Genomic DNA, 24,515 nt, shown 5'->3' on the forward strand with positions numbered 1-24,515 from the left:
CCCGCACCGGGACGAGCCGGTGCGGGCGGCGGCGTGCGGGTACTGCCGGACGGGTCAGGCGGTGTCCTGGACGGCCGCCGCGGCGGTCACGTCCGTCACCTTCCAGCGCTGGTTGGAGCCGGAGTTGGGCGGCCACGTCGTGACGGCGGCCCCCTCGTTCGTCGCCTGGCCGCCGACCTCGAGGAGGCGGCCGGTGGCGGCGTTCACCAGGGTCCAGGTGCCGTCACCGGTGGTCGACAGGATCCACTCGGTGGCCGGGTCCCGTTCGCCGGTGTCCGGCTCGACCACGGGCACGTCGTCCCGCACGGCCAGCCGCTTCCCCTCCGCCGGGTTGGCGAACACGTACCGCTGACGGGCGCCGGTCTTCCCGTACCGGGCGTCCAGCCGCCACTGCTGCGCGGTGGTGCCGTCGCCCGTGCCGATGACCAGGTGCGTGCCGTCGGCGGCGACGGTGACGGCCTTGCCGCTCTGGACGCCGGTCAGCGTGTACGAGTGCCCCTTGCTGAACAGGCCGGCGTCCTTCGCGACGCCGGAGACACCCTTGACGGAGAACGACGTCACGGACTGGGCCGGCACGGTGAAGGTGGCCCGGCCGTCGACGACCTCGACGGGCGCCTGCTGCTGGAGCTTGCCGTCGGCGCTGGTCACGGTCGGGGTGACGGTCGCGTTGCCCTTGATCGTGCGAAACCTGGTCAGGTCGATGGTGACCGTACGGGCCGCGGTGGTGCTGTTGACGTGGACGAGCGAGGCGCCCTTGCCGTCCTCGGTCACGGCGGCGGCGCTGGAGGTGTCGTCCACCGTGATCAGCTTGTCGCCGGGCTTGATGAAGTGCGTGAAGTTGCGTGCCGTGTCGAACTTGGTGTTCGTGTGGATCGGGCACGACTGGAGCGTGTCCGTGGAGGTGCAGCCGAACGGTATCTGGATGGAGCCCCAGTTGCCGCCCTTGGCGGACTCGCCGCCGGGCTTCATGTTGTCGTAGTCCTCGACCGGCTGCCAGAACACCCAGGCGGTGGGCTCCAGTTCGCGCAGGTCGTTGACGATCTGCTGGGCCAGCCCGAGCCCGGGACGCATGTCGGTGAAGCTCTGCCCGTCGCCCCAGTCGCCCTCGACCTCGCTCATCCACAGCGGCTTGTCCGCGGCCTTGGCCAGGTCGCGGACGGTGGTGCGCTGCCCGGTGCCGTAGGTGTGGACGTTCATCTGGCCGACGAGGTCCTTGGAGGCCTGGGAGTAGGAGTTCCAGTTGGTGGCGAAGATGCCGGGGTTGGTCTCGTCCATCGCGGAGATCTCCGCCTTGACCTTCGCCTCCTTCAGCGCGGGCGCCAGCGCGGCGAGCACCTTCTGCTGGAGCTCGGGCCCGATGTGGGCGCCCTCCTGGCGGCCTCCGACCGGCTCGCCGTCGCTGCCCAGACGGGTGCTCCAGTAGCCGGTGTTGGGCTCGTTGAACGGGTCGACCGTGTCGACCTCGATCCCCTCGGCCTTCTCCAGGCGCTTGGTCGCGCCCGCGAGGTAGGCGGCGAAGTCGTCGACCGAGTCGGCCTTCAGCTGGTCGGTGGTGGCGTCGAACCCGCCGGAGACGTATCCGCTCTCGGTCATGAACCACGGCGGGGAGTTGCTGAACGTCTCCCAGTGGTCGATGTCGTTCTTGATGCGCTCCACCCACCACCGCTGGGTGGCGTCGGCGTCCTCGTTCCAGTCGGCCGGGTCGTCGGCGCTCCACCAGCCGGTGTCCGTGCGGGTGGTGCCCTCGGGCGCCTTCCACCAGCCTTCGACCGCACCGCCGGCCCGCAGGTAGTCCGTGACGTCCGGGGCGTTGCCACCGCCGATGTCGTACCGGGCGATGTTCAGCGCCAGTCCGTCGTCGTCGAAGAGGAGCCGCGCGAGCTTCTCCCGGATCGCGGGCGGATAGTCGCCGGTGGCGTTGGCGAACCAGACCAGACTGGTGCCCCAGCCCTCGAACTCCTGCTGCTGGTACGACGGGTCCGGCGTCACGGTGACGGCGGTCTCGGCGTGTGCCTGGACGGGGACGCCCAGCAGGGCGGCGCCGGTGGCAAGAGCGGTCAGCGCGGCGGCGGTGAGGGTTCGTCTGCTGCGGGTACGGCGTGCCATCGATGCTCCCAACTGCGGTGCGGTCGCTGTGGTGGGCCCCTCCGGCCGCGCGGGCGGGAGGGGATGGCCCCCGGCACGGGCGCGTGCCGTGCCGTGCCGAGGAGTCGTGGGGGTGTTCCTCTCAGCCGGCCGGCTGCCGGAGTACGGCGACCTCCCGCGGGCCGAGGACGACGCCGCCGGCCGCGGTGCCGGTGCCGGTGCCGGTGCCGACCAGGACGTCTCCGGCCGGGCCGGACACCTCCACCGTGTCGTCGGTCCGGTTGACCAGGAACAGGAAGCGGGCGCCGGCGGCGCGCCGGACGGTCAGCTCGACCTTGCCGCGCACGTCGGCGGGGAGTTCGCCGTGCACCCCGGCCGGCTCCAGCAGCCGCGGCAGCAGCGCGGCGAGCCCGTCGACGCCGAGCCGCGTGGAGACGTAGGAGGCCGACCCGCCGCCCGTGGGCCGCCGGGTGACCGCCGGACGGCCGGCGTGGACGCCCGTGCGGTAGTGGGCCAGGACCTGGGTGTCGGGGTCGGCGAGGGTGATCCGGTCGGTCCACAGGGTGCCCGTGGCCGTGTCGTCCAGCTCCACGCTCTCCCCGGGCAGGAGCGGCCCGAACTCCTCGATGCGGATGCCGAGCAGCTCACGCAGCGCGCCCGGGTAGCCGCCGAGCCAGACGTGGTCGTTCTCGTCGACGATCCCGGAGAAGTAGGTGGTGACGAGGTGGCCGCCCTGCTCGGCGTACCGGGTCAGCTCCTTGGCGAGCTCGGCGGGGACGACGTGCAGCACCGGCGCGATCAGCACCCGGTGGCGGGAGAGGTCGGCCCGGGAGGTGACGAGGTCGGCCCGGACGCCGAGGGCCAGCAGCGCGGAGTACCAGTCGAGCGCCTCCTGCCGGTAGTCCAGCAGGGAGGTGGGGTGGGAGTCCTGCTCACTGGCCCACCACGACTCCCAGTCGTAGAGGATGCCGACCGGGGCGGGCTCCCGCTCGCTGCCGGCGACCGGCGCGAGCGTCTTCAGGGTGGCGCCGAGGGCGGCCACCGCGCGGAAGAGGTCGCTGTCGGCGCCCGCGTGCGGCACCATCGCCGAGTGGTACTTCTCGGCGCCGGCCGCCGACTGCCGCCACTGGAAGAAGCAGACCGCGTCGGCGCCGTGCGCGACGTGCAGCAGCGCGTCGCGGGCCAGGTCGCCGGGCCGTTTGGCCACGTTGACGGGCTGCCAGTTGACGGCGCTGGTGGAGTGCTCCATCAGGAACCAGGGCCGCCCGCCCGCGATGCCGCTGGTGAGGCTGGCGGAGAAGGACAGCTCGTCGCGGTCCTGCGGGCCGGGGTGGACGTAGTGGTCGTTGGAGACGAAGTCGATCTCGTCGGCCCAGTCCGGGTAGTTCATGCCCCTGGTGCCGCCCATCACCATGAAGTTCGTGGTGACGGGCACGTCGGGGGTGATCTCCCGCAGGATCTCCCGCTCCGCGCGCAGATGGTCCTTCAGGGCGTCCGAGGAGAAGCGCTTGAAGTCCAGCTGCTGCGTCGGGTTGGGGTGCGAGGCGGCGAGCCGCGGCGGCAGGATCTGCTCCCAGTCGGTGTAGCGCTGCGACCAGAACGCCGTTCCCCAGGCGTGGTTGAGCGCGTCGAGCGAGCCGTGGCGGGCGCGCAGCCAGCCGCGGAAGGCGCGTGCCGCGTCGTCGGAGTGGTCGTACACGTTGTGGCAGCCCAGCTCGTTGTTGACGTGCCAGGCGACGAGCGCCGGGTGGTCCCGGTAGCGGGTGGCGATCTCCCGGACCAGCCGCAGGGCGTGCTCACGGAACACGGGCGAGGTGGGGCGCCAGTGCTGCCGGGCCCCCGGCCAGAGGGTCTCGCCGTTCGCGGTCACCGGGAGGATCTCCGGGTGGGCGGTGGTCAGCCAGGGCGGCGGGGAGGCGGTCGCGGTGGCCAGGTCGACGCCGATGCCGCCCGCGTGCAGCAGGTCCATGACCTCGTCGAGCCAGCCGAAGTCCCAGGTGTCGGGGCCGGGCTGGAGCCGCGCCCAGGAGAAGATCCCCACGGAGACGACGGTGACGCCGGCCTCCCGCATCAGCCGGACGTCCTCCTCCCACACGTCCCGGGGCCACTGCTCGGGGTTGTAGTCGGCGCCGTAGGCGAGGCGCGGGGCGGGGTCACCGTCCGCCCCGCTGCGGCGGGAGTGGAGGGTGGAGATCATGGCGGTCCTTCCGGTGTGGTGCACGAGGGCGGCGCGGAGTCGTCCGCGCCGCCCGGGGTGTGTCGCGTGATCAGTTCTCGACCGTGAAGCCCTGCTCCTCGCCGTACTTCACGGAGGCGTCCTGCCAGGCCTTCAGACCGTCCGCGAGCTTCGTGCCGGAGACGTAGGCCTTGCCGACGGTGTCGTTGAAGATCGAGTTGGCGTACTGCTGGAAGGGCAGGTACGACCAGTCGTCGGCGACGTTGGCGGCGGACTCGGCGAAGATCTTGTTCGCCTCCTGGCCGCCGAAGTAGTCGAACTTGGTGCTCTGGAACTCGGTGGACTGAAGCTCCGCGGTGGTCGCGGGGAAGGCGCCCTCCTTGACACGGGACTGCACGCCGGCCCCGGCGTTGGCGTACTCGACGAAGGCGTAGGCGAGTTCCTTGTTCTTGCCCAGGGCCGGCAGGGTCAGGGAGCTGCCGCCGTTCTCCGCGCTCGCCTTGTCGCCCGCGGTCCAGGCCGGCAGCGGGGCCGCGCGCCAGTCACCGGCGGCGTTCGGCACGCCCGTGACGAAGTTGGCGGGCATCCAGGCGCCGATCGCCAGGGTGGCGATGCTGCCGTCGCCGAGGCCCTTGTACCAGTCGTCGGTCCAGCCGTTGATGGGCGCGAGGAGCTTCTCGTCGATCAGCTTCTGCCAGGTCTCGGTGAACTTCGTGGCCCCCGCGTCCGAGAAGTCGATCTTCACGTTGGTGCCGTCGACCGTGTAGGGACGCGAACCGGCCTGCCACAGCAGGCTGGTGGTGAAGCCCGCGTCACCGGCGTCGTTGGCGATGTAGACCTTGGGGTCGGCCTTGTGCAGCTTGCGCGCCGCGTCGAGGTACTCGTCCCAGGTGGTGGGGACGGCGATCTTGTACTTGTCGAAGACCGCCTTGTTGTAGAACAGCGCCATCGGACCGGAGTCCATCGGCAGGCCGTAGACGGCGTCACCCTCGCTCACCGCGTTCCACGGACCCGCGGTGTACTTGTCGGCGAGCTTGTCGGCGCCGAAGGACTTCAGGTCGGTGAGGCCCTTGGTCAGGGCGTACTGGCTCACCGCGAAGTACTCGACCTGGGCGACGTCGGGCACGCCCTTCTCGGCCGATATCGCGTTCGACAGGGCGGTGTAGTGCTTGTCGCCGGACCGCTCGCTGACCAGGTTGATCTTGACCTTGGGGTACTTCTTCTCGAAGTCGGCGGCGACCGTCTTCAGCGTGGGTTCCCAGGCCCACACCGTGACCGTGCCGCCCTTCTTCAGGGCCGCCTGGATGTCCGCGGCGGAGACCGCCTTCTGGGCGGAGTCGTCGTCGGAGCCGCCGCAGGCGGTGGCGCCCAGGGCGAGGGCCGAGAGGAGGGCGAGGCCGCGCAGCAGGCGGCCGGTCTTTCTGCGCATGGAGGTGCTTCCACTTCTTCGTGGGCGGGACGGGGTGAGGGTGGTCGTGCGCGGTGTGGGGCTGAGGGGGCGGCCGGAGGGCCGCGGGGTCACTCCTTGACGCTTCCGGCGGCGAGACCGGACTGCCAGTACTTCTGGAGCAGCAGGAACGCGGCGATCAGCGGCAGGATGGTGAGCAGCGAACCGGTGATCACCAGGTTGAAGATGACATCGCCACCGACCGTCTCCGCCTGCGAGTTCCACGCGCTCAGGCCCAGCGTCAGGGGGTACCAGTCCGGATCCTTCAGCATGATCAGCGGCAGGAAGTAGTTGTTCCAGGTGGCGACCGTGGTGAACAGCAGCACGGTCACGAGGCCGGGGGCGAGCAGGGGCAGCGCGACCCGGAAGAAGGTGCGCGCCTCGCCGGCCCCGTCGATGCGGGCGGCCTCGAGGAGCTCGGTGGGGATGGCCTCGGTGGCGAACACCCACATCAGGTAGAGGCCGAACGGCGAGACCAGCGAGGGGATGATCACCGCCCACGGGGTGTCGGTGAGGCCCATCTTGCTGAACATCAGGAAGGTGGGCACCGCGAGGGCCGTACCGGGAACGGCCACGGCGCCGATGACGACGGCGAAGACGCCGCGCCGGCCGGGGAAGTCGAACTTCGCCAGCGCGTACCCGCCCAGGACCGCGAGGAGGGTGGCGCCGCCGGCGCCGAGCACCACGTACAGCAGGGTGTTCAGCAGCCAGCGGGTGAACACGCCGTCGTCGTAGGTGAACGTGTCACGGAGGTTGTCCCAGAGGGCGAAGTCGTCGCTGAACCACAGCCCGCTCGAATCGGCGAGCCCGGCCTGGGTCTTGGTGGCGTTGACGGCCAGCCAGATCAGCGGCACCACGGTGTAGAGGACGACCAGGGAGGTCAGCACGGTCAGCAGCACGCTGCGCCGGGGCTTGCCGGGGGTGTGCCGGCGCGGGCCGCGCAGCCGGGGCGCGGTCCCGGCGGGGCCGGGAGCCTTGGCCGGCGTGGCGGGGGAGTCGGTGGTGAGAGGGCTGCTCATCGGGTCACGCTCCCTTGCGCATGCCGCGCAGCTGCACGACGTAGGCGATCACCATCGTGATCAGGCCCATGATGATGGCCACCGTCGCGGAGTAGTTGTGCTGCTGGCCGTTGAAGGACAGCGAGTACGTGTAGAAGTTCGGGGTGTAGTCGGTCGTGAGGGCGTTGCGCGCCAGGGGCCGCAGGATGTTCGGCTCGTTGAAGAGCTGGAAGCTGCCGATGATGGAGAAGATCGTCGCGATGACGAGGGCGCCGCGGATCGCGGGCAGCTTGATGGCGGTGATCACGCGGAGCTGTCCGGCGCCGTCGATCTCGGCCGCCTCGTACAGCGAGTGCGGGACGACCCGCAGCGCCGAGTAGAAGATCAGCATGTTGTAGCCGACGAACTCCCAGGTGACGATGTTGCCGATCGACGCCAGCACCAGGTCGGGCGAGAGCGGGTCGGGCAGGGAGACGCCGAACGCCTCGTCGATGTCGCCCACCAGCCCGTACTTCGTGCCGTACATGAAGCCCCACATCAGGGTGGCGACCACGGCGGGCACGGCGTACGGCAGGAAGATCGTGATGCGGAAGAAGCTCTTGCCGTAGAGCCGTCCGCTGTCCAGGACCAGGGCGATCAGCAGGGCGAGGCCCAGCATGACCGGAACCTGGACGGCGAGGAACAGCGACACCCGGGCGAGCGAGGCCCAGAACCGGTCGTCCTTCAGCGCCTCGGTGTAGTTGTCGAGGCCGACGAAGGTGGTGCCGCCGATGAGCTGGTCACGGAAGAGGCTGAGGTAGATCGAATACACGATCGGCGCCAGGAACACCAGGGCGAACACGGCCACGAACGGGCCGATGAAACCCCACCCCGTCCAGGAGCGGCGGTCCCTCCTCGACGGAGGGGGCGCCGGCCGCGGCTCGGCGGCCGCCGGCGATTGCAGCGTCGTCATGTCGTTCCTCGCTCGTCCAGTCCCGGAACCGGCGGACGGGGGCCGGCGTACCGGGCCGCACCGCCATGATGTTTACGTAAACATCGGCCACCGCGGCAGGGTGGCGAGCTGTTATGTTTACGTAAACATCTGATGGCGGCATGTCTACACTGCCCCGATGACCACGGTCAAGGGTCCTCGGGGCACCCGTGGAACCCGCGGTGACGGAGAGGTGGGGGCTGCGCGTGGAGATGGCTGAAAGAGCCCCGGTGACGGGTACCGGGACCGCCGGGGAGTGCGCCGGGGAGCGCGCCGGGGACGCCTCCGGGCCCGGCGCCGCGGTCAAGCGCGCCCGGACCCGCGGGCGCGCCACCGCCTCCATGGCGGACGTGGCCCGCCTGGCGGGCGTCTCGTCGCAGACGGTCTCCCGGGTGTCCAACGGGTACGCCGGGGTGAACGAGGAGACCCGGCAGCAGGTGCTGGCCGCCATGAAGGAGCTCGGCTACCGCCCCAACAGCGCCGCCCGCGCGCTGAAACGCGGCGAGTTCCGCACCATCGGCGTCATCACCTTCACGCTCTCCACCACCGGCAACGTGCGCACGCTGGAGGCGATCGCCACCTCCGCCGCAGAGGAGGGGTACGCGGTGACACTGCTGCCGGTCGCCGTCCCCACCCAGGACGAGGTGCGCGGGGCGTTCTCCCGGCTGGAGGAACTCGCCGTCGACGCGGTGATCGTCATCATGGAGGTCCACCTGCTGGACGCGGCGACCGTGACCCTCCCGCCGCACGTGCAGGTCGTGGTGGTCGACTCCGACGCCGGCGACCACTACACGGTCGTCGACACCGACCAGTCCGGCGGCACCCGCACCGCCGTCCGGCACCTCCTCGACCTCGGCCACCGCACGGTCTGGCACCTGGGCGGCCCGGAGGACTCCTTCGCCGCCCAACGGCGCGCGGACGCCTGGCGCGGTGCCCTCGTCGAGGCCGGCCGCACCCCGCCGCCCCTGGTCCGCGGCGACTGGTCGGCGGAGTCCGGCTACCACGCGGGCCTCGAACTCGCCGCCCGCGAGGAGTGCACCGCCGTCTTCGCGGCCAACGACCAGATGGCCCTGGGCCTGCTGCGCGCCCTGCACGAACGCGGCCGGCGCGTCCCCGAGGACGTCAGCGTCATCGGCTTCGACGACATCCCCGAGGCCAGTTCCTTCCTGCCGCCGCTGACCACCCTGCACCAGGACTTCGCGGAGGTCGGCCGCCTCTGCGTCCAGGCCGTCCTGCGCAAGATGCGCCGCGAGGGTCCGGAACGCGGCACCACCCTCGTACCGACCCGGCTCGTCCTGCGCCGGAGCACGGCGCCACCGCCCGGGGGCGGATGAGCCGGGGCGGACGAGCCGGGGCGGACGAGCGGGGGCGGGCGAGCGGGTCCGTTCTGGACCGTCACACCGGGTGAGGATGAGCGGGTTTGTCCCGGGCTGTCACGCCGGGTGTGGATGAGCGGGTTTGTCCCGGGCCGTCACACCGGGTGCGGATGAGCGGGTCCGTTCTGGACCGTCACACCGGGTGCGGGCGAGCGGGTCCGTCCCGGACCGTCACACCGGGTGCCGTTCCGCGCCCCGTTCGCCCACGGCGCGCACCGCCGTCCGCCAGGCCACCCAGACGGCGCGGCGGGCGGCCGCGGTACCGGTCGCCGTCTCCGCGGGCAGCCGCAGCGGCGCGCCGACGTGGACGTGGCAGCGCGGGCGGCGCACGGGTGCCGTCAGGGCGCCCGCCAGTTGCTTCGTCGTGGAACCGGAGGTGATGCGCCGGGCGCCGGCGTGGCCCACCGGGACGACCATGGCGCCGGACGTGTGGGCGAGGCGGGCGAGTCCGGTACGGAAGGCCTCGGGCGGGCCGGGGGCCGCGTCCGTGCGGTCCGGCAGCCCGCCCTCCCCGTAGAGCAGGACGTGCCGGCCGCCGGCGAGGACCTCGGCGGCCGCGTCGAGCGCCTGCGCGGCGCGCGCCGAGCGGCGGTGGACGGCGATGTGCCCCTCGCGGGCCAGCGCCCGGCCGAGCAGCGGGACGCGCCACAGCCCGGCGGTCGCCATGACCACCGGCTCCACGCCCAGCCCCCGCAGGGCGGCCAGGACGACGGCGGGGTCGGCGAGGGAGTCGTGGTTGGCCGCGAAGATGGTGCCCGAGGGCAGGCGCATCCGCAGCTCGCTGGTGACGGTGAGTCGTCCGAGGACGGGCATCAGGGCGGCGGCGGCACGGCTCAGCACGAGGGGGCCTTTCTCAGGGCGGGACGGTGTGCACCACAGTGTCGCGGCGGCGCGGGCGCCCCGCCTGAGTACGGCTACTCAGACCGCGGCGCCGTTCCCGACGTTCCGCGCGGCCCGCCGTGTTCCCGGCCCTATAGGGGGCATCCGGAGGAGAACGAACCCGACGACCCGACACACCGAAGGGACGGACCTCGTGCTGGCCATCATCGCGGCGGTGGCGTTCTTCATCGCCTTCCTGATCAACGCGGCGGAGATCTCCACCAACGACACCTTCACGTCCACGAACATCATGCTCCTGGGCCTGACCCTGCTGGCCCTCCATGTGGCGGGCATCGGCAGCGGCTGGGCGGTGCGCGGCCGCAGACGCTGATGCTCCGGGCACACGGGCGACGAGCAGAGCAGGGAGGACTTTCGTGAGCGAGCCCCGAGGACAGCACGGGCAGCACGGACACCACGGACACGTGCCGACCGCCGGTCAGCACGGACACGTGCCGACCGCCGGTCACACCCCGGACGACGATCTGACGGGGTATCAGGTGGACGCCATGGACGGCCAGGCCGGGAAGGTCACCAAGTATTCCAGGGACTTGGGCCCGCGGTTCCTCGTGGTGCACACCGGGTTCTGGTTCCTGGGAAGGAAGGTGGTCCTGCCGTCGGACGTGGTCATGGGCGTCGACCACGACGCGCGGACCGTGCAGGTGGCGCGGACGAAGGACGAGATCAGGTCGGCGCCGCCGTTCGACGCGGTGACCTACCTGGGCGATCCGCGCCACCGCGACCAGCTCGGCGGCCGGCACGGCTCGGGCCACTGAGCGCGTCCCGGCGGCGACGCCCCGGCGGCCCGCGCCGGACGGTGCGGGCCGCCGCCGTGACCGGTCCGATGCTCAGCGCCTGCTCAGCGGGCAGCGCCCGCACGCCGGTCCACGTCCAGTGGGCGGCGCCGCGCGTTCTTCGGTGCACGGTCGGCGGACCTCTCTACTCGAAGGAGCTCAGGGTCGGGTCGTAGTCGGAGGCGCCGATGTCGAACATGGGCGTCATCCAGTGGTAGAAGTTGTCGCCGCGCTCCCGGAGCAGGTCGTAGAGGCGGCGCATCAGACGGCGCCGTACGGGCGCCAGTTCGGGGTGTGCGTAACGGTTGGTGAGCTCGTGCGGGTCCGCCTCGAGGTCGTAGAGCTCGTTCACCGACTCCGGGTTCACGATCAGCTTGTAGCGGTCGTCGCGGAGCATGCGCTGCGGGTAGGGGAAGTGGTGGCCGTGGAACTCGGCGAGCAACTCGTCCGGCCAGTCGGGGTGTTCGCCGCGCACCAGCGGCAGCAGGCTGCGGCTGTCGGTCGCGGGCGCGGGGTCGCAGCCCGCCAGGTCCAGGACGGTCGCCGTGCAGTCGGTGAGGCTGACGAACTCCCGCCGGACCTGCGGGGGTTGCCCGGGGACGCGGACGATCCCGGGGATCCGGTAGATGTCCTCGTACATCGCCGGGCCCTTGTCGTGGAGCCGGTGGGCGCCGGTGAACTCGCCGTGGTCGGCGGTGAAGAAGACGGAGGTGCCGTCGGTGAGCCCGAGTTCGTCGAGCCGGGTGAGGATGCGGCCGATCTGTTCGTCGACGAGGGTGACGTAGCCCCAGTAGACGGCGATGAGTTTGCGGGTGACCTCAAGCGGCATGGTGTCGAAGGTCCAGTGCGCGCTGTAGTTGCGCTGCACCGGCGGCTTGCCCTCGAAGGTCTCGGCGATCGAGGGCGGCAGTTCGACGAGTTCGGGGTCGTACAGGTCGTAGTAGGCGTCCGGCAGCAGGTACGGCAGGTGCGGGCCGAAGAAGTGGGTGGCGAGGAAGAAGGGCCGGCCGTCGGCGGCGTACTTGTCCAGCAGTTCGATGGCGCGGGTGGCGAGGTAGTGCTCGAACGTCGCCTCCACCGGCTGCCGGAGACGTGCGGCGAGCAGGTTGCCCGGATTGCCGTTGGGCGTGGTGCCACGCACCGGATCGGTGATGCGGTACGGCGGCAGCCCGCGTTCCTCCAGGTAGGAGAGGTAGTCGGGGTGGTCGACCGGGTTGTGCCAGCCGGGCAGGTCCGGGCCGTCGAAGCCGTGGGAGGCGGCGTTGCGGCGGGTGCCGACGTGCCACTTGCCCACCAGCCCCAGCTGGTAGTCGCGTGCGGCCAGCGCGGTGGGGAAGGTGAAGGCGTCCTCGCGCAGGTCCTCCAGGTAGCCGACGTTGCGCTCGTAGTTGGCGAGCAGCCGGTGGCGGAAGGGCGCCTGGCCGGTGAGCAGGCTGGCGCGGGCCGGGGTGCAGATGGCGGTGGGGGTGTAGAAGCGGTCGAAGCGGGTGCCGGTGGCCGCGAGCCGGTCCAGGTTCGGGGTGGCGACGTGCGGGTTGCCGTAACAGCCGAGCGTGTCCACGCGGTGCTGGTCGGTCATGAGGAAGAGGAGGTTCACGAGGCCGCCTTCGTGTAGACGTCGCCCGTGTAGAAGGTGTCGGCGGAGGGCGCCTTCTTCAGCTGGCCGGTGCTGACGAAGAACTCCGTCATGCCGTCCAGCCACTCGGCGACGGTGCCGTCCTTCGTCCGGGCGACCAGTTCGGCGGTCGTGAGCGTCTTGACGTGGCTCGCGTCCGCCTCGACCTTGTCCTCGGAGACCTTCAGGAGCTTCGCGGTGAGCTTCACGGAGGCGGCCGGGTTCGCCGCCCGCCAGTCGTTGGCCTCCTGGAGCACCTTGACCACCTTCGCCCGGGCGGTCGCGTCCGTCTTCTCGCCCGAGACGAAGGCGGTGGGGAAGGAACCGCCGATGTCCTCGGCGCTCGCCAGCTCCACCAGGTCGGGCACCTTCTGCTTGATGGTGTCGATCAGGGGGTAGTTGATGCCGGCGCCGTCGATCTGTCCGGCGGAGAAGGCCGAGACGATGGTGGGCGCGTCCATCGCGACCTTCTCGATGTCGTCCATGGTCATCCCGGCCTCGCGCAGCGCGAGGTGGAGGATCATCTCGCCCGACGTGCCCTCGGGGACACCGACCTTCTTGCCCTTGAGGCCGGCCATGGAGGTGATCCCCGGCTTGGCGATGACCCGGTCGGCGTAGGTCAGCGTGTCGATAGCGACGATCTTCGCCTTGCCCGAGGCGGGCAGCCAGATGGCGCCCGGACCGATGTAGCCGTAGTCGAGGTCGCCGCTGCCCAGTGCCTGGATCTGGATGGGGCCGTTGACGAAGGTCTTGTAGGAGGCGGACAGGCCGTGCTTCTTCCACAGGCCCTGGTCGTCGGCGATGGCCAGCAGACTGGCTCCGTTGTAGTCGGCGATGTAGCCGAAGCGGATCGCCGTCGTACCGCCGCTGCCGCCGCTGCCACCGTCCTCGTCCGAGGAGCAGGCGGACGCGGAGAGCGCCAGCGCGGTGGCGGAGAGTGATGCCAGGAAGGTGCGTCGAGACATGTGCATGCTCATGACAGGGGGCCTTTCGGGCGTGCGCGCAGTGCGGGACCGCGGGGTGGGATGAGGGGCTGTCGGGCCCCGGGGGGTGGCGGGCTGGTGGTCGAGGCGTCAGGCCGGGGATCTCGGGCTGACGGTCGAGGCGTCAGGCCGAGGGGGCTGCGGACGGCTGGTGGTACACGGCGTGCCACACCTCGTTGCGGATCCGCGCGAACTCGGCGGACAGCCGCAGTTCCTCGGTCCGCGGGTAGGGCAGGTCCACGTCGATGACGCGGTGGACGCGGCCCGGCCGGGCGGCCATCACGACGACGCGGCGCGCCAGGTAGACGGCCTCGTCGACGTCGTGCGTGACGAACATGACCGTACGGCGCTCCCGGGTCCAGGTGTGCAGCAACTGGTCCTGCAACTGCACCCGGGTGAGGGCGTCCAGCGCGCCGAACGGCTCGTCCATCAGCAGCACTTCGGGATCGACGGCGTACGCCCGGGCGATCGCGCACCGCTGCTTCATGCCGCCGGACAACGTCTTGGGCAGGGCGTCGGCGAAGTCGGTGAGCCCGACCAGCTCGATCGCCCGGTCGGCCCGGCTACGGCGTTCGGCGGCGGACAGGGACCTGAGCTTCAGCCCGAACTCGACGTTCCCGCGCACGGTGAGCCAGGGGAAGAGCGCGTACTGCTGGAAGATGACCCCGCGCTCGGGACCGGGCCCCCGCACGGCGTCCCCGTCCACCAGGACCCGGCCCGTGGTCGGCTCGACCAGGCCGGCCGCCATGTTGAGCAGGGTCGACTTGCCGCAACCCGAGGGCCCGACGACGGTGACGAACTCGCGGTCGGCCACGTCCAGCGACACCCGGTCGAGCGCGGTGAACTCGCCGCCCTTCACGGGGAAGCTCTTCCCGGCCTCCCGGAAGGAGATCTTGGCCTCGGGGAGGGTGGGTATGTCGGTCATCGCCGCTCCTGCCAGGCCGTCAGATGCCGTTCCGCCCGCAGCAGGAGGCGGTCCATCGCGAGCCCGATCACCCCGATGGTGATCAGCCCGACGAAGATCGTCGGCAGGTCGTAGTAGGTCTGCGCGTGCATCATCTCGTAGCCCAGGCCCTTGTCGGCGGCGATGAGTTCGGCGGCGACCACGGTCGCCCAGGACGCCCCGAGCCCGATGCGCATGCCGACGAGCAGGAAGGGCGTGGCGGCCGGGACCACCACCTTCAGGAAGATCACGCGGTCCGGGGCGCCCAGCACGCGGGCCGCGTTCACGAGCGTGCCGTCCACGCCCACCACGCCCTGGAACGCGGCGACCACACCGGACAGGAACGCGGCCAGGAAGATGACGAAGACCTTCGGGGTCTCGCCGATGCCCATGAGCACGATCGCCAGCGGGATGATCGCCAGCGGCGGCACGGTCCGGAAGAACTGCACGTACGGTTCGAGCAGGCCGCGGGCGAGCGGGTACCAGCCCATCAGGAAGCCGACCGGCACGGCGAGGAGCGTGCCGAGCGCGAAGCCCAGGAAGACCCGGCGCAGGCTCGCCAGCGTGTCGTCGGCCAGGGTGCCGTCGCCCAGCATCTCCCAGGCCCGGGCGGCCACCGCCGGCGGGCCCGGGACGTCGGCCAGGTGGGTCGCGGCGGCGATCCCCCACACGGCGACCCCCGCGATCAGCGCCACCAGGTTCAGCAGGAGCGTGGGAACGGTACGGCGCCGCCGTCGCGCGGTGGACGTGGCGGGCGTCTTGTCGGGTGCGGTGATCACGGCCATGGTGGCCTCGGCGGGACGGGGGCGGTCACGTTCCCTCCACGGGATCGGGTGCGGGATAGCGGGTGAGCAGGGGCGATTCGTGCAGGACGAGCGCGATGGCGCCGAGCGCGCCGCCCGCCTCGCCCAGGGCGGCGGGCCGCAGGTCGATCCGCGGCCGGGAGACCGGCATCAGGTGCGCCGACAGGGCGCGTTCGACGGGTGCGAACAACGCCGGTCCGGCCTCGGCGAGTTCGCCGCCCAGTACCGTGACGTCGGGGCCGATCGCGTTGCACACGGCCGCGAGCACGGTGCCCACCCGGGCACCGGCCTCGGCCAGCACGCGGCGTGCGCCGGGATCGCCGGGAAGCGCGGCGAGGAAGGCCCCCAGATCGTCGGAGCCGGGGTGGGCGTCGAGTACCGCGCCGATCGAGGCGACGGTCTCCAGACAGCCGTCCTTGCCGCAGGAACATCGCCGGCCGCCGGGCTCGGCCGTGATGTGGCCGAACTCCCCGGACAGCCCGTGCGCGCCGCGGTGCAGGGCGCCGCCGACCACCAGACCGCCGCCCACGCCGTGCGACAGCCGCAGGTACAGGACGTCCTGCACACCGGCCGCGGCCCCCCACGTCGCCTCGGCCAGCGCCGCCAGCCGGGTGTTGTTGTCGAGCAGGACGGGAACCCCGAAGCGCTTGCGCAGCAGCACCGACAGGTCGTCGTGGGGAGGCGGTGCCCCGTCGTCGCGGGCCGGTGAACCCCCCGGCGGGGTGGCCGCCGCGCCGTTCACCGGTCCGACGACCCCGACTCCGACGCCGCTGAGCGCCCCCAGCCGCAGCGTGCCGCCGGCCAGCCCGCCGACCAGCCGCCCGGCGAGGCCGACGCGCTCCTCCCAGCCCAGGCCCTCGGCGTGCGGCGCGCTCGCGGAACCGATTACCTCGTGGGCGACGTTGACCGCGGCGACGTGCACCGCGCGCCGGGCGAAGTCGATGCCGATGGCTTGCCCGGCGCCGGGGTGCAGGCTCAGCGTCTCCACCGGACGGCCCCGGCGCCGCTCGGTGCCGGCGGGCGGCATGGCCACGACGGCGCCGCTGTCCACGAGGACGGCGACGATGTCGTACAGGGTCGTGCGGGACAGGCCGGTCAGCCTGCCCAGCTCCCCCCTGCTGAGTGGACCGTGGGTGCGCAGGAGCCCGAGGACGAGTTCCTCGTGACCCCGGCGCAGCCGTGCCAGCGGGCTTTCCTGATCGTGCGGCATGGGGCTCAGGATGCGGAGCCCGAGTAATTACGTCAACAGCCCGGAAAAAACCGGCGATGTGCCGAGCGGCTGCGGAAGGGGTGGAAAGGTGCAGGTCAGGAGGGGTGGGGTGGCTGTCGGTGGAGCGGGTGACCTTTCATGAGGCTGCAATGTTTCCGTGACGGACGGGGGTGGCGGGGTGGTGCGGGTGGTGCAGGTGGTGCGACACGGGGTTGCTGCGGGTGGTGCGGGGGTGGTGCGGGACGGGGGTGCTACGGGTGGTGCGGCGTGGCGCGGGGCGGGGATGCTGCGGTGTGCGTCAGGCGTCCCACGCGCACCGGAACCCGAGGTTCCCCGTGCTGCTGTCCGGGGTGTTCGCCGTGCGGGCCGCGACGCGGTAGCGGTTGCAGTACGAGTGATGGCACAGGTAGGAGCCGCCGCGCATGACGCGCGACGTGCCGTGCGCCGGGCCCTTGGGATCGGTCCGCGGACGGTCCGGGTGCCGGGTGCCCCACCGGTCCGCGCACCACTCCCACACGTTGCCGGACACGTTGTACAGCCCGTAGCCGTTGGGCTCGTACGCGGTCACCGGTGCCGTGCCCCGGTGGCCGTCCTCGGCGGTGTTCTTCGTGGGGAACCGGCCCTGCCAGATGTTGCAGCGGTGCTCGCCGTCCGGCGTGAGCTCGTCGCCCCACGGATAGCGGCGCTGCACCAGGCCGCCCCGCGCGGCGTACTCCCACTCCGCCTCGGTGGGCAGCCGGGCGCCGGCCCACCGGCAGTAGGCGGCGGCGTCGTTCCAGGAGACGTGGATCACGGGGTGGTCGCCGCGCGGGCCGACCGAGCTGCCCGGACCCTCGGGGGCGTGCCAGCAGGCGCCCTCGACCCCGCACCACCACGGTGTCCCCGGCGGCCGCGGTGCCCCGCGCCGCAGCGCGGCGGGCAGGAAACCGGCGAACACGAAGGACCAGCCGAATCGTTCCGCCTCGGTGACGTACCCGGTCGCGTCGACGAACCGCGCGAACCGGTCGTTGGTCACCGCGCAGGCGTCGATCCGGAACGGCGACAGGGTGACCTCCCGGACCGGTCCCTCACCGTCCTCGGGAAAACCGTCGGTGTCCCGCGTCCCCATCAGGAACGAGCCGCCTTCCAGCAGGACGCTGTGATCAGGGCCGCTGTGATTCCGGTACCTGGCCTGGTCCCGGTCCCGGTCCTGGTCCTCGTCTCGGTCCTGGTCCTGGTCCCGGTCGCGGTCCTGGTCCCGGTCCTGGATCCCGTCCCGGTCCCGGTACCGGTCGCGGTCCTTCGGTCGTCCCGTCGCGGTGTGCCCCTGGGCGCCGACGGTCGGTCCCAGGGTGAGGTCCGCCCCGCCCCGGCCGGCGGAGGGCGCACAACAACTCCCGGACTCGGCCTCGTTCACCCGGCCTCCTCTCGACAAGTGATCTTCGCTTCGAGGCTACGGCACCCGCGGACCGCGGTCGGCGGCGTTCGCCGCGGCGGGCCCTACCGGACCGGGACACCGGCACCCTCGCAGACCAGCTCCGCCCAGACGGTGTGCCCGTGGAAGTTGCCGAGATCGCCCCACCCGCAGGTGAGGGCGTCGACCATGAGCAGGCCGCGGCCCGATTCCCCGGCCGTGAAGGACGGATGCCGCCAGCGGGCGCGGACGAGGCGCACGTCGAAGGCGGCGCCCGCGTCCGTGACCTCGATCCGCACCGTGTTCCGCACCCCCGGCTGGTGCCGCAGGCTCAGGGCGACCCGTACCGGCGGCCTCCCGTGCCGCAGCGCGTTGGTGACGAGCTCGCCGACCACGATCTCGGCATCATCGGCGAGAGCCTCCTGCCGCCAGGCTTGCAGCTGTGCGCGTACATGGCCGCGCAGTCCTCGGAGAGATCCGTTCGTCCGGACGACAGGGCAGGTGGACGACCTTCTCATCGCTGTTCACCTTCTCACTCCTCTTCACTGGGTATTCGGACGCTGGGCCCCCTACGGATGGGCTCGGAGCCGATATATGTGAACGGAGGCATAAATCGGCGCCCGCGACGGTCCCGGATCCGCTGTCCGGCGGACGGGGCCAGGGTGGCGGGCGGCCCTCGCGCCCCGGCCGGGCGAGGAGGTCCACGCCTTCGCGGGCCCGCGTTCGCCGAGGGGCGCCCGCCTCGTGCGTACCGTCCGGCGCGCGGTGCTCGCCGCCGTGCCGGGGCCCTCGCCCGTGCCCTCGCCCGCGCCGTGCGACGGGCCTCACGTGCCGTCGCGGCGGAGTCCCCTCGCGCACCGGCGCCTTGACGAGGAAAGATGAGACGGCGAGTGACGGATCAACCATGCGGAGGAACGGACCATGACGCACGAACGAGCGGGCCGGCCGGCCGGCCCCGAGGACCTCGTCGACGTCGCCAGGCTGGTCACCGCGTACTACGCGCTGCACCCCGACCCGGCCGATCCGGCGCAGCGCGTCGCGTTCGGCACGTCAGGCCATCGCGGGTCGTCCCTGAACACGGCGTTCAACGAGGACCACATCGCCGCCACCAGCCAGGCGATCTGCGAGTACCGCACCGCCCAGGGCACCGACGGCCCCCTCTTCCTCGGGGCCGACACCCACGCCCTGTCCGAGCCGGCCCGGGTCACGGCGCTGGAGGTGTTCGCCGCCAACGACGTCACCGTGCTCGTCGACAGCGCCGACGGCTCCACGCCCACCCCGGCCGTCTCGCACGCCATCCTCACCCACAACCGGGGCCGTGCCACCGGCCTCGCGGACGGCGTGGTCGTCACCCCGTCCCACAACCCGCCCGCCGACGGCGGCTTCAAGTACAACCCGCCCAGCGGCGGCCCCGCCGGCTCCGACGCCACCTCCTGGATCCAGGACCGGGCCAACGAGATCATCGCGGGCGGCCTCAAGGACGTACGCCGCATCCCGTACACCCAGGCGCTCGCCGCCCCGGGCACCAGCCGCTACGACTTCCTCGGCACCTACGTCGCCGACCTGCCGAGCGTCCTCGACCTGGACGCGATCCGCGCCGCCGGCGTCCGGATCGGCGCCGATCCGCTCGGCGGGGCGTCCGTCGCCTACTGGGGCCGGATCGCCGAGGAGCACCGCCTCGACCTGACCGTCGTCAATCCGCACACCGACCCCACCTGGCGGTTCATGACGCTGGACTGGGACGGCAAGATCCGCATGGACTGCTCCTCGCCCTACGCGATGGCCTCGCTGATCGAGCAGCGCGACCGGTTCAGTATCTCCACGGGCAACGACGCCGACGCCGACCGGCACGGCATCGTCACCCCCGACGCGGGCCTGATGAACCCCAACCACTACCTGGCCGCCGCCATCGCCTACCTCTTCGCCCACCGCGAGCGGTGGCCCGACGGCACGGGCATCGGCAAGACCCTGGTGTCGTCCTCGATGATCGACCGCGTCGCCGCCGACCTCGGCCGACGGCTCGTCGAAGTGCCCGTCGGCTTCAAGTGGTTCGTGGACGGGCTGGTCGACGGCTCGCTCGGCTTCGGCGGGGAGGAGTCGGCCGGCGCGTCCTTCCTGCGCCGCGACGGCTCGGTGTGGACCACCGACAAGGACGGCATCATCCTGGCGCTGCTCGCCTCCGAGATCACCGCGGTGACCGGGAAGACCCCGTCGGAGCACTACGCCGCCCTGACGGCCCGCTTCGGCGAACCCGCCTACGCCCGCATCGACGCCCCCGCGACCCGGGAGGAGAAGGCGCTGCTCGCCAGGCTCTCGCCCGCCCAGGTCACCGCGGACACCCTCGCCGGGGAAGCGGTCACCGGCGTGCTCACCGAGGCGCCCGGCAACGGAGCGGCCATCGGCGGCATCAAGGTGACCACCGCCAACGCCTGGTTCGCCGCCCGCCCCTCGGGCACCGAGGACGTCTACAAGATCTACGCCGAGTCCTTCCAGGGACCCGACCACCTGCGCCGGGTCCAGGACGAGGCCAGGGCCGTGGTGGGCGCGGCGCTCGGCGGCTGAGCACCCGCGGCTGACGCGCGGGCGGCGGCCTCGGACGACGCGCGGGGCTGCGCATGACGGTCGGGGCTGCGCATGACGGTCGGGGCCGCGGATGACGGTCGGGGGCTTCGGCGCACCGGGCCACCGGCCGTCCCGCCCGCCTGTCAGACCCCCACCCCAGGTCGGTATCATCCTCTAAACGCGGTATGCGACATTTGCCCCGAAGGGGCCACCGTCCTCTCCGGAGTGATCCATGTCCCGCAAGCGCCCCACGGACGACGGTGACGAGCTGCTGGCCAGACTCGGTTCGCTCACCGCCCAGGCGCGCGAACGCGCGGAGGTGCAGCGCTCCCACGTCGAGCTGGCCATCGCCCTACAGCGCGGCATGCTGCCCCGCGACCTCCCGGCGGCCCGCGGCTTCCGCTTGGCCGTCCAGTACGCGCCCGCCTGCCACGGACTCAACGTGGGCGGCGACTGGTACGACGCCTTCACCCTGCCCGACGGCCGCATCGGGCTGTCCATCGGCGACGTCCAGGGGCACAACATCGAGGCGGCCGCGTTCATGGGCCAGGTCCGGGTCGGACTGCGCGCCCTGGCCTCCGTCACCGGCGAGCCGGGGGAACTCCTCGCCCGCACCAACGACCTGCTGCTCTCCCTCGGCGGCGACCTCTTCGCCACCTGCACCTTCATGCGCCTCGACCCGGCCAACGGCGTCCTGGAGAGCGCCCGGGCCGGCCACATCCCCTGCGTGTGGGCCACCGCCGACGGCAGATCGGGCATCGCCCAGGACCAGGGCGGACCGCCCCTCGGCGTCCAGGAGGGCATGGACTACCCGGTCACCCGCTACCGGCTCACCCAGGGAGGTGTGTTCGTCCTGCTCACGGACGGTGTGGTGGAGGGGCCGTCGATGAGCGTCGAGGAGGGCCTCGACCAGGTGGTCCGGCTGGCGGGCATCGCCGCCGTCGCGGGCCTGGAGGCCGGCGCGCTCGCCGCCGCCGTGCTCAAGGGCGCCGAGCGCGTGGGACACGACGACGACGCGGCCGTCCTCGTCGTCGGACACGACGGGACTCCGGGCGGCCCCGGGCCCCAGGTTCCGCCGTAGGGCCGGACGGTGTTCCGCCGTAGGGCCTGGCCGGACGGTGTTCCGCCGTAGGGCCTGGCCGGACGGTGTTCCGCCGTAGGGCCTGGCCGGACGCCGTTCCGCCGAAGGGCCTGACCGGACGGCGTTCCGCCATAGGGCCGGACCCTGCGCCTCTCACCTCGCCGACGGCGCCGCGCCGGTGTCTGATGGCTGCTGTGGTGGGTACCAGCGAGCTGCGCCGGCCGGCCGTTCTCGCCGTCGAGACGGTGGCGGTCGCCGCCTGCTACTACGTCGCCGGACAGCTCGGCCTGCTGCGGCAGCTCGTCGTCGAGGGCGCGGTGTTCACCCCCGTCTGGCCGCCTTCCGGCGTCGCGGTGGCGTGTCTGCTGGTCCTCGGGATGCGGGCGTCGGCGGGCATCGCCCTGGGTGCGCTGTTCGTCATCCTGTCGATCACCACCGAGCTCAGCCCCTTCGTGATCGTCGCCCTGGCGGGAAACACGGCCGCTCCCGTCTGCGCCTACCTCATGCTGCGCAAGGTGGGCTTCCGCACCGACCTGGCCCATATGCGCGACACCCTCGCCCTGGTGTTCCTGGGCGCCCTGACCGCCATGCTGATCAGCTCCACGGTCGGCGTCGGCGTCCTCGTCCTGGCCGGCCGGCTGGACGCGGACAGCTTCTGGCCCGTCTGGCTGGGCTGGTGGGTCGGCGACGCGATGGGGGTCCTGCTCGTCACGCCGCTCCTGCTGCTCCTGTTCACCCTGCGCAGCCCGCCGCCCGTGCGCCGCTGGAAGGAAGCCGCGGGCCTGGCGCTGATCACCGTCGCCTTCGGCACCGTGGCCACCCGAAGCAACATCAGTCTCCTCTTCCTCGTCTACCCCCTGCTGATCTGGGCGGCCCTGCGCTTCCGGCTCGCGGGCGGCATGCTGTGCGCGCTGTTCACCTCGGTCATGGCCACCGTCGCGGCCACCGAGGGGATCGGCCCGTTCGCCGGTCGCACCCGCGTCGAAGTCATGATCAACCTCCAGGCCTTCAACGGCACGATGGCCCTGACCGCCCTGCTGCTGTCGGCCGTCATCACCGAACAGCGCAACACCCGGCGCTCGGTGGAACGCGCCTGCCAGGAACTGGTGGAGGTCCTCGAACACCTCACGGCCGGCGACGCCCCCCAAGGCCGGCCGCCACCCGAGGACAGGTACGGCCTGCCCGGCGCGGGTGGCTTTCCCGACGACGCGGACGGCTCTCCTCCGGCGAAGCGAGGAGGGACGTGAGTGAATGAGGGTGCCGGGTACCCGGACGGTCCCTCAGCGGTCCGGCGGCGGCTGCCGTGCGGCCCGCACCCTCGCAAGCGTGGGGGGACGATCCCCAAGGAGCTCAAGGACATGACGGACGTATCGAGCAGCGGATCCGGCCCGGGAAACGGCCGGAAGGTGCTCACCAACCGGCAGGGCCACCCCGTCCACGACAACCAGAACCAGCGCACCGTCGGCGCCCGCGGCCCGGCCACGCTGGAGAACTACCAGTTCCTCGAGAAGATCAGCCACTTCGACCGGGAGCGCATCCCCGAGCGCGTCGTCCACGCCCGGGGCGTCACGGCGTACGGCTACTTCGAGGCGTACGGCACCTGGGGCGACGAGCCGATCAGCCGCTACACCCGCGCCGCCCTGTTCCAGGAGCGCGGCAAGCGCACCGACCTGGCCGTCCGCTTCTCCACGGTCATCGGCGGGCGCGACTCCTCCGAGGCCGCCCGCGACCCGCGCGGCTTCGCCGTGAAGTTCTACACCGAGGAGGGGAACTGGGACCTCGTCGGCAACAACCTGGGCGTCTTCTTCATCCGGGACGCGATCAAGTTCCCGGACGTCATCCACGCCCTGAAGCCGGACCCGGTCACCTTCGAGCAGCAGCCGCGCCGCATCTTCGACTTCATGTCGCAGACCCCCGAGGCCATGCACATGCTCGTGAACCTCTTCAGCCCCCGCGGCATCCCCGCCGACTACCGCCACATGCAGGGATTCGGCGTCAACACCTACAAATGGGTGACCGAGGAGGGCGAGACCAAGCTGGTCAAGTACCACTGGATGCCCAAGGCGGGCGTGCGCAGCCTGACCGAGGAAGACGCGGCGAACGTCCAGGCGGACTCCCTCGGCCACGCCACCAAGGACCTGTACGAGGCGGTGGAGCGCGGCGACCACCCCGAATGGGAACTCCTCGTCCAGATGATGGACGACCACGAGCACCCGGAGCTGGACTTCGACCCGCTGGACGACACCAAGACCTGGCCGGAGCAGGACTTCCCGCCCAAGCCGGTCGGCAAGATGGTGCTCAACCGCATGCCGGAGAACTTCTTCGCCGAGAACGAGCAGATCTCCTTCGGCACCGGCGTCCTCGTCGACGGGCTGGACTTCTCCGACGACAAGATGCTGGTCGGCCGGACGTTCTCCTACAGCGACACCCAGCGCCACCGTGTCGGCCCGAACTACCTCCAGCTCCCGGTCAACCTCGCCAAGAACGCGGAGGTCCGCACCAACCAGCGCGACGGGCAGATGACCTACCACGTGGACGGCGGGGGTGTGAACCCGAGCGTCAACTACGAGCCCTCCATCACCGGCGGACTGCACGAGGACGAGTACCCGTCGCACGACGAGCAGGGGCCGGAGATCACCGGCCGGCTCACGCGCAAGCGCATCCCCCGCACCAACGACTACCTGCAAGCGGGCCAGCGCTACGCGCTGATGGAGCAGTGGGAGCGCGACGACCTGGTGAAGAACTTCACCGCCGCGCTCGCCCAGTGCGACCGGCCGGTGCAGGAGCGCATGGTCTGGCACTTCCTCCTGGTCGACAACGACCTCGGCCTCAGGGTCGGTGAGGGCATCGGCGTCAGCCCGGAGGACGTCGCCGGGCTGGAACCCCTGGCCGGCCAGGGGCTGACCGACGAGGACCGTGAGCGGCTCGCCCGCCTGGGCAAGAACCCGCCGCGCGACGTGCAGGGCCTCACGATGACGCACTGCGTCCCGAACGAACGGCACGTCGTCACCCGCTGACCCGCGGCTCCCCGTCGACCTGCGGCTCCCCGTCGACCCGCGGCTCACCCTTGATCCGCGGGTCGACGGCCACCGGGCATCCCCGGGGCCTGCGGCGCCCGCGCCCCGGCTGCCGCGGTGCCGACTGCTTCCCGGCCCCGGCTGCCGTGGTGCCGACCGCACGGTGCGGCCGCCGTGGTGCCGACC

General features: G+C 71.9%; 20 protein-coding genes. 7 read left to right on the top strand and 13 right to left on the bottom strand.

The window, feature by feature from the left end; translation table 11 throughout:
• Positions 1-54: 54 nt before the first annotated feature.
• The 5 genes from ACFYWQ_RS37060 to ACFYWQ_RS37080 form a co-directional block, all read right to left on the bottom strand.
• A complete protein-coding gene (locus ACFYWQ_RS37060) occupies positions 55-2,106 on the bottom strand; it encodes an RICIN domain-containing protein (protein WP_389523012.1) in 2,052 nt (683 codons plus the stop codon).
• A gap of 121 nt (positions 2,107-2,227) precedes the next feature.
• On the bottom strand, positions 2,228-4,282 hold the full coding sequence (locus tag ACFYWQ_RS37065) for a beta-galactosidase (RefSeq protein ID WP_389523015.1): 2,055 nt from the start codon (positions 4,280-4,282) through the stop codon (positions 2,228-2,230).
• Between the two features lie 70 nt (positions 4,283-4,352).
• Positions 4,353-5,690, bottom strand: coding sequence for an ABC transporter substrate-binding protein (locus ACFYWQ_RS37070; protein WP_389523017.1), 1,338 nt, complete (start codon positions 5,688-5,690; stop codon positions 4,353-4,355).
• 89 nt (positions 5,691-5,779) lie between these two features.
• Positions 5,780-6,727, bottom strand: a complete 948-nt coding sequence (locus ACFYWQ_RS37075; protein WP_389523020.1) for a carbohydrate ABC transporter permease — start codon at positions 6,725-6,727, stop codon at positions 5,780-5,782.
• Positions 6,728-6,731: 4 nt separating this feature from the next.
• On the bottom strand, positions 6,732-7,658 hold the full coding sequence (locus tag ACFYWQ_RS37080) for a carbohydrate ABC transporter permease (protein ID WP_389523023.1): 927 nt from the start codon (positions 7,656-7,658) through the stop codon (positions 6,732-6,734).
• 359 nt (positions 7,659-8,017) lie between these two features.
• Here ACFYWQ_RS37080 and ACFYWQ_RS37085 point away from each other — a divergent pair, with 359 nt between their 5' ends.
• The gene (locus ACFYWQ_RS37085) at positions 8,018-9,010 is read left to right on the top strand and encodes a LacI family DNA-binding transcriptional regulator (protein ID WP_389523165.1); all 993 of its coding nucleotides are present in this window, start codon (positions 8,018-8,020) and stop codon (positions 9,008-9,010) included.
• Positions 9,011-9,223: 213 nt separating this feature from the next.
• On the opposite strand, the gene ACFYWQ_RS37090 is transcribed toward ACFYWQ_RS37085, so the two are convergent.
• On the bottom strand, positions 9,224-9,892 hold the full coding sequence (locus tag ACFYWQ_RS37090) for a lysophospholipid acyltransferase family protein (RefSeq protein ID WP_389523026.1): 669 nt from the start codon (positions 9,890-9,892) through the stop codon (positions 9,224-9,226).
• Positions 9,893-10,085: 193 nt separating this feature from the next.
• Here ACFYWQ_RS37090 and ACFYWQ_RS37095 point away from each other — a divergent pair, with 193 nt between their 5' ends.
• Both ACFYWQ_RS37095 and ACFYWQ_RS37100 read left to right on the top strand, forming a co-directional pair.
• The gene (locus ACFYWQ_RS37095; protein ID WP_389523029.1) at positions 10,086-10,262 is read left to right on the top strand and encodes a hypothetical protein; all 177 of its coding nucleotides are present in this window, start codon (positions 10,086-10,088) and stop codon (positions 10,260-10,262) included.
• Between the two features lie 43 nt (positions 10,263-10,305).
• Positions 10,306-10,704 (top strand): PRC-barrel domain containing protein, encoded by a 399-nt coding sequence (locus tag ACFYWQ_RS37100; RefSeq protein WP_389523032.1) that lies wholly within the window; start codon positions 10,306-10,308, stop codon positions 10,702-10,704.
• Between the two features lie 163 nt (positions 10,705-10,867).
• Here ACFYWQ_RS37100 and ACFYWQ_RS37105 read toward each other — a convergent pair whose 3' ends face one another.
• From ACFYWQ_RS37105 to ACFYWQ_RS37135, 7 genes are all read right to left on the bottom strand, one after another.
• Entirely contained in the window at positions 10,868-12,319 is a 1,452-nt protein-coding gene (locus ACFYWQ_RS37105) for a sulfatase-like hydrolase/transferase (protein ID WP_389523035.1), read from the bottom strand.
• Complete coding sequence (locus tag ACFYWQ_RS37110; protein WP_389523168.1) at positions 12,316-13,308, bottom strand: aliphatic sulfonate ABC transporter substrate-binding protein; 993 nt, start codon at positions 13,306-13,308, stop codon at positions 12,316-12,318. Before ACFYWQ_RS37110 ends, ACFYWQ_RS37105 begins: the two co-directional genes overlap by 4 nt.
• Positions 13,309-13,444: 136 nt before the next feature.
• A complete protein-coding gene (locus tag ACFYWQ_RS37115) occupies positions 13,445-14,245 on the bottom strand; it encodes an ABC transporter ATP-binding protein (RefSeq protein WP_389523037.1) in 801 nt (266 codons plus the stop codon).
• The gene (locus tag ACFYWQ_RS37120; RefSeq protein WP_389523040.1) at positions 14,242-15,048 is read right to left on the bottom strand and encodes an ABC transporter permease; all 807 of its coding nucleotides are present in this window, start codon (positions 15,046-15,048) and stop codon (positions 14,242-14,244) included. Before ACFYWQ_RS37120 ends, ACFYWQ_RS37115 begins: the two co-directional genes overlap by 4 nt.
• 25 nt (positions 15,049-15,073) lie before the next feature.
• Positions 15,074-16,276: an ROK family transcriptional regulator gene (locus tag ACFYWQ_RS37125; protein WP_389523042.1), complete on the bottom strand. Its 1,203-nt coding sequence runs from the start codon at positions 16,274-16,276 to the stop codon at positions 15,074-15,076.
• 298 nt (positions 16,277-16,574) lie between these two features.
• Positions 16,575-17,408, bottom strand: a complete 834-nt coding sequence (locus tag ACFYWQ_RS37130; RefSeq protein WP_389523171.1) for a formylglycine-generating enzyme family protein — start codon at positions 17,406-17,408, stop codon at positions 16,575-16,577.
• A gap of 347 nt (positions 17,409-17,755) precedes the next feature.
• The gene (locus tag ACFYWQ_RS37135; protein ID WP_389523045.1) at positions 17,756-18,187 is read right to left on the bottom strand and encodes an ATP-binding protein; all 432 of its coding nucleotides are present in this window, start codon (positions 18,185-18,187) and stop codon (positions 17,756-17,758) included.
• 403 nt (positions 18,188-18,590) lie between these two features.
• Between ACFYWQ_RS37135 and pgm the strand changes: the two genes are divergently transcribed.
• From pgm to ACFYWQ_RS37155, 4 genes are all read left to right on the top strand, one after another.
• Positions 18,591-20,231, top strand: coding sequence for a phosphoglucomutase (alpha-D-glucose-1,6-bisphosphate-dependent) (gene pgm / locus ACFYWQ_RS37140; RefSeq protein WP_389523048.1), 1,641 nt, complete (start codon positions 18,591-18,593; stop codon positions 20,229-20,231).
• Positions 20,232-20,463: 232 nt separating this feature from the next.
• A complete protein-coding gene (locus ACFYWQ_RS37145) occupies positions 20,464-21,312 on the top strand; it encodes a PP2C family protein-serine/threonine phosphatase (RefSeq protein ID WP_389523050.1) in 849 nt (282 codons plus the stop codon).
• Between the two features lie 194 nt (positions 21,313-21,506).
• On the top strand, positions 21,507-22,559 hold the full coding sequence (locus ACFYWQ_RS37150; protein ID WP_389523054.1) for an MASE1 domain-containing protein: 1,053 nt from the start codon (positions 21,507-21,509) through the stop codon (positions 22,557-22,559).
• A 111-nt stretch (positions 22,560-22,670) separates the two neighbouring features.
• Positions 22,671-24,329 (top strand): catalase, encoded by a 1,659-nt coding sequence (locus ACFYWQ_RS37155; RefSeq protein ID WP_389523057.1) that lies wholly within the window; start codon positions 22,671-22,673, stop codon positions 24,327-24,329.
• Positions 24,330-24,515 lie beyond the last annotated feature (186 nt).

It is taken from the genome of Streptomyces sp. NPDC003247 (genome assembly GCF_042888135.1).
Lineage (GTDB): Bacteria > Actinomycetota > Actinomycetes > Streptomycetales > Streptomycetaceae > Streptomyces.

Coding starts and splice junctions, on each gene's coding strand:
- ACFYWQ_RS37115 (WP_389523037.1), bottom strand. CDS start 14,245: ATGACCGACATACCCACCCTCCCCGAGGCCAAGATCTCCTTCCGGGAG.
- ACFYWQ_RS37145 (WP_389523050.1), top strand. CDS start 20,464: ATGTCCCGCAAGCGCCCCACGGACGACGGTGACGAGCTGCTGGCCAGA.
- ACFYWQ_RS37070 (WP_389523017.1), bottom strand. CDS start 5,690: ATGCGCAGAAAGACCGGCCGCCTGCTGCGCGGCCTCGCCCTCCTCTCG.
- ACFYWQ_RS37110 (WP_389523168.1), bottom strand. CDS start 13,308: ATGCACATGTCTCGACGCACCTTCCTGGCATCACTCTCCGCCACCGCG.
- pgm (WP_389523048.1), top strand. CDS start 18,591: ATGACGCACGAACGAGCGGGCCGGCCGGCCGGCCCCGAGGACCTCGTC.
- ACFYWQ_RS37085 (WP_389523165.1), top strand. CDS start 8,018: ATGGCGGACGTGGCCCGCCTGGCGGGCGTCTCGTCGCAGACGGTCTCC.
- ACFYWQ_RS37080 (WP_389523023.1), bottom strand. CDS start 7,658: ATGACGACGCTGCAATCGCCGGCGGCCGCCGAGCCGCGGCCGGCGCCC.
- ACFYWQ_RS37125 (WP_389523042.1), bottom strand. CDS start 16,276: ATGCCGCACGATCAGGAAAGCCCGCTGGCACGGCTGCGCCGGGGTCAC.
- ACFYWQ_RS37075 (WP_389523020.1), bottom strand. CDS start 6,727: ATGAGCAGCCCTCTCACCACCGACTCCCCCGCCACGCCGGCCAAGGCT.
- ACFYWQ_RS37060 (WP_389523012.1), bottom strand. CDS start 2,106: ATGGCACGCCGTACCCGCAGCAGACGAACCCTCACCGCCGCCGCGCTG.
- ACFYWQ_RS37155 (WP_389523057.1), top strand. CDS start 22,671: ATGACGGACGTATCGAGCAGCGGATCCGGCCCGGGAAACGGCCGGAAG.
- ACFYWQ_RS37135 (WP_389523045.1), bottom strand. CDS start 18,187: ATGAGAAGGTCGTCCACCTGCCCTGTCGTCCGGACGAACGGATCTCTC.
- ACFYWQ_RS37120 (WP_389523040.1), bottom strand. CDS start 15,048: ATGGCCGTGATCACCGCACCCGACAAGACGCCCGCCACGTCCACCGCG.
- ACFYWQ_RS37065 (WP_389523015.1), bottom strand. CDS start 4,282: ATGATCTCCACCCTCCACTCCCGCCGCAGCGGGGCGGACGGTGACCCC.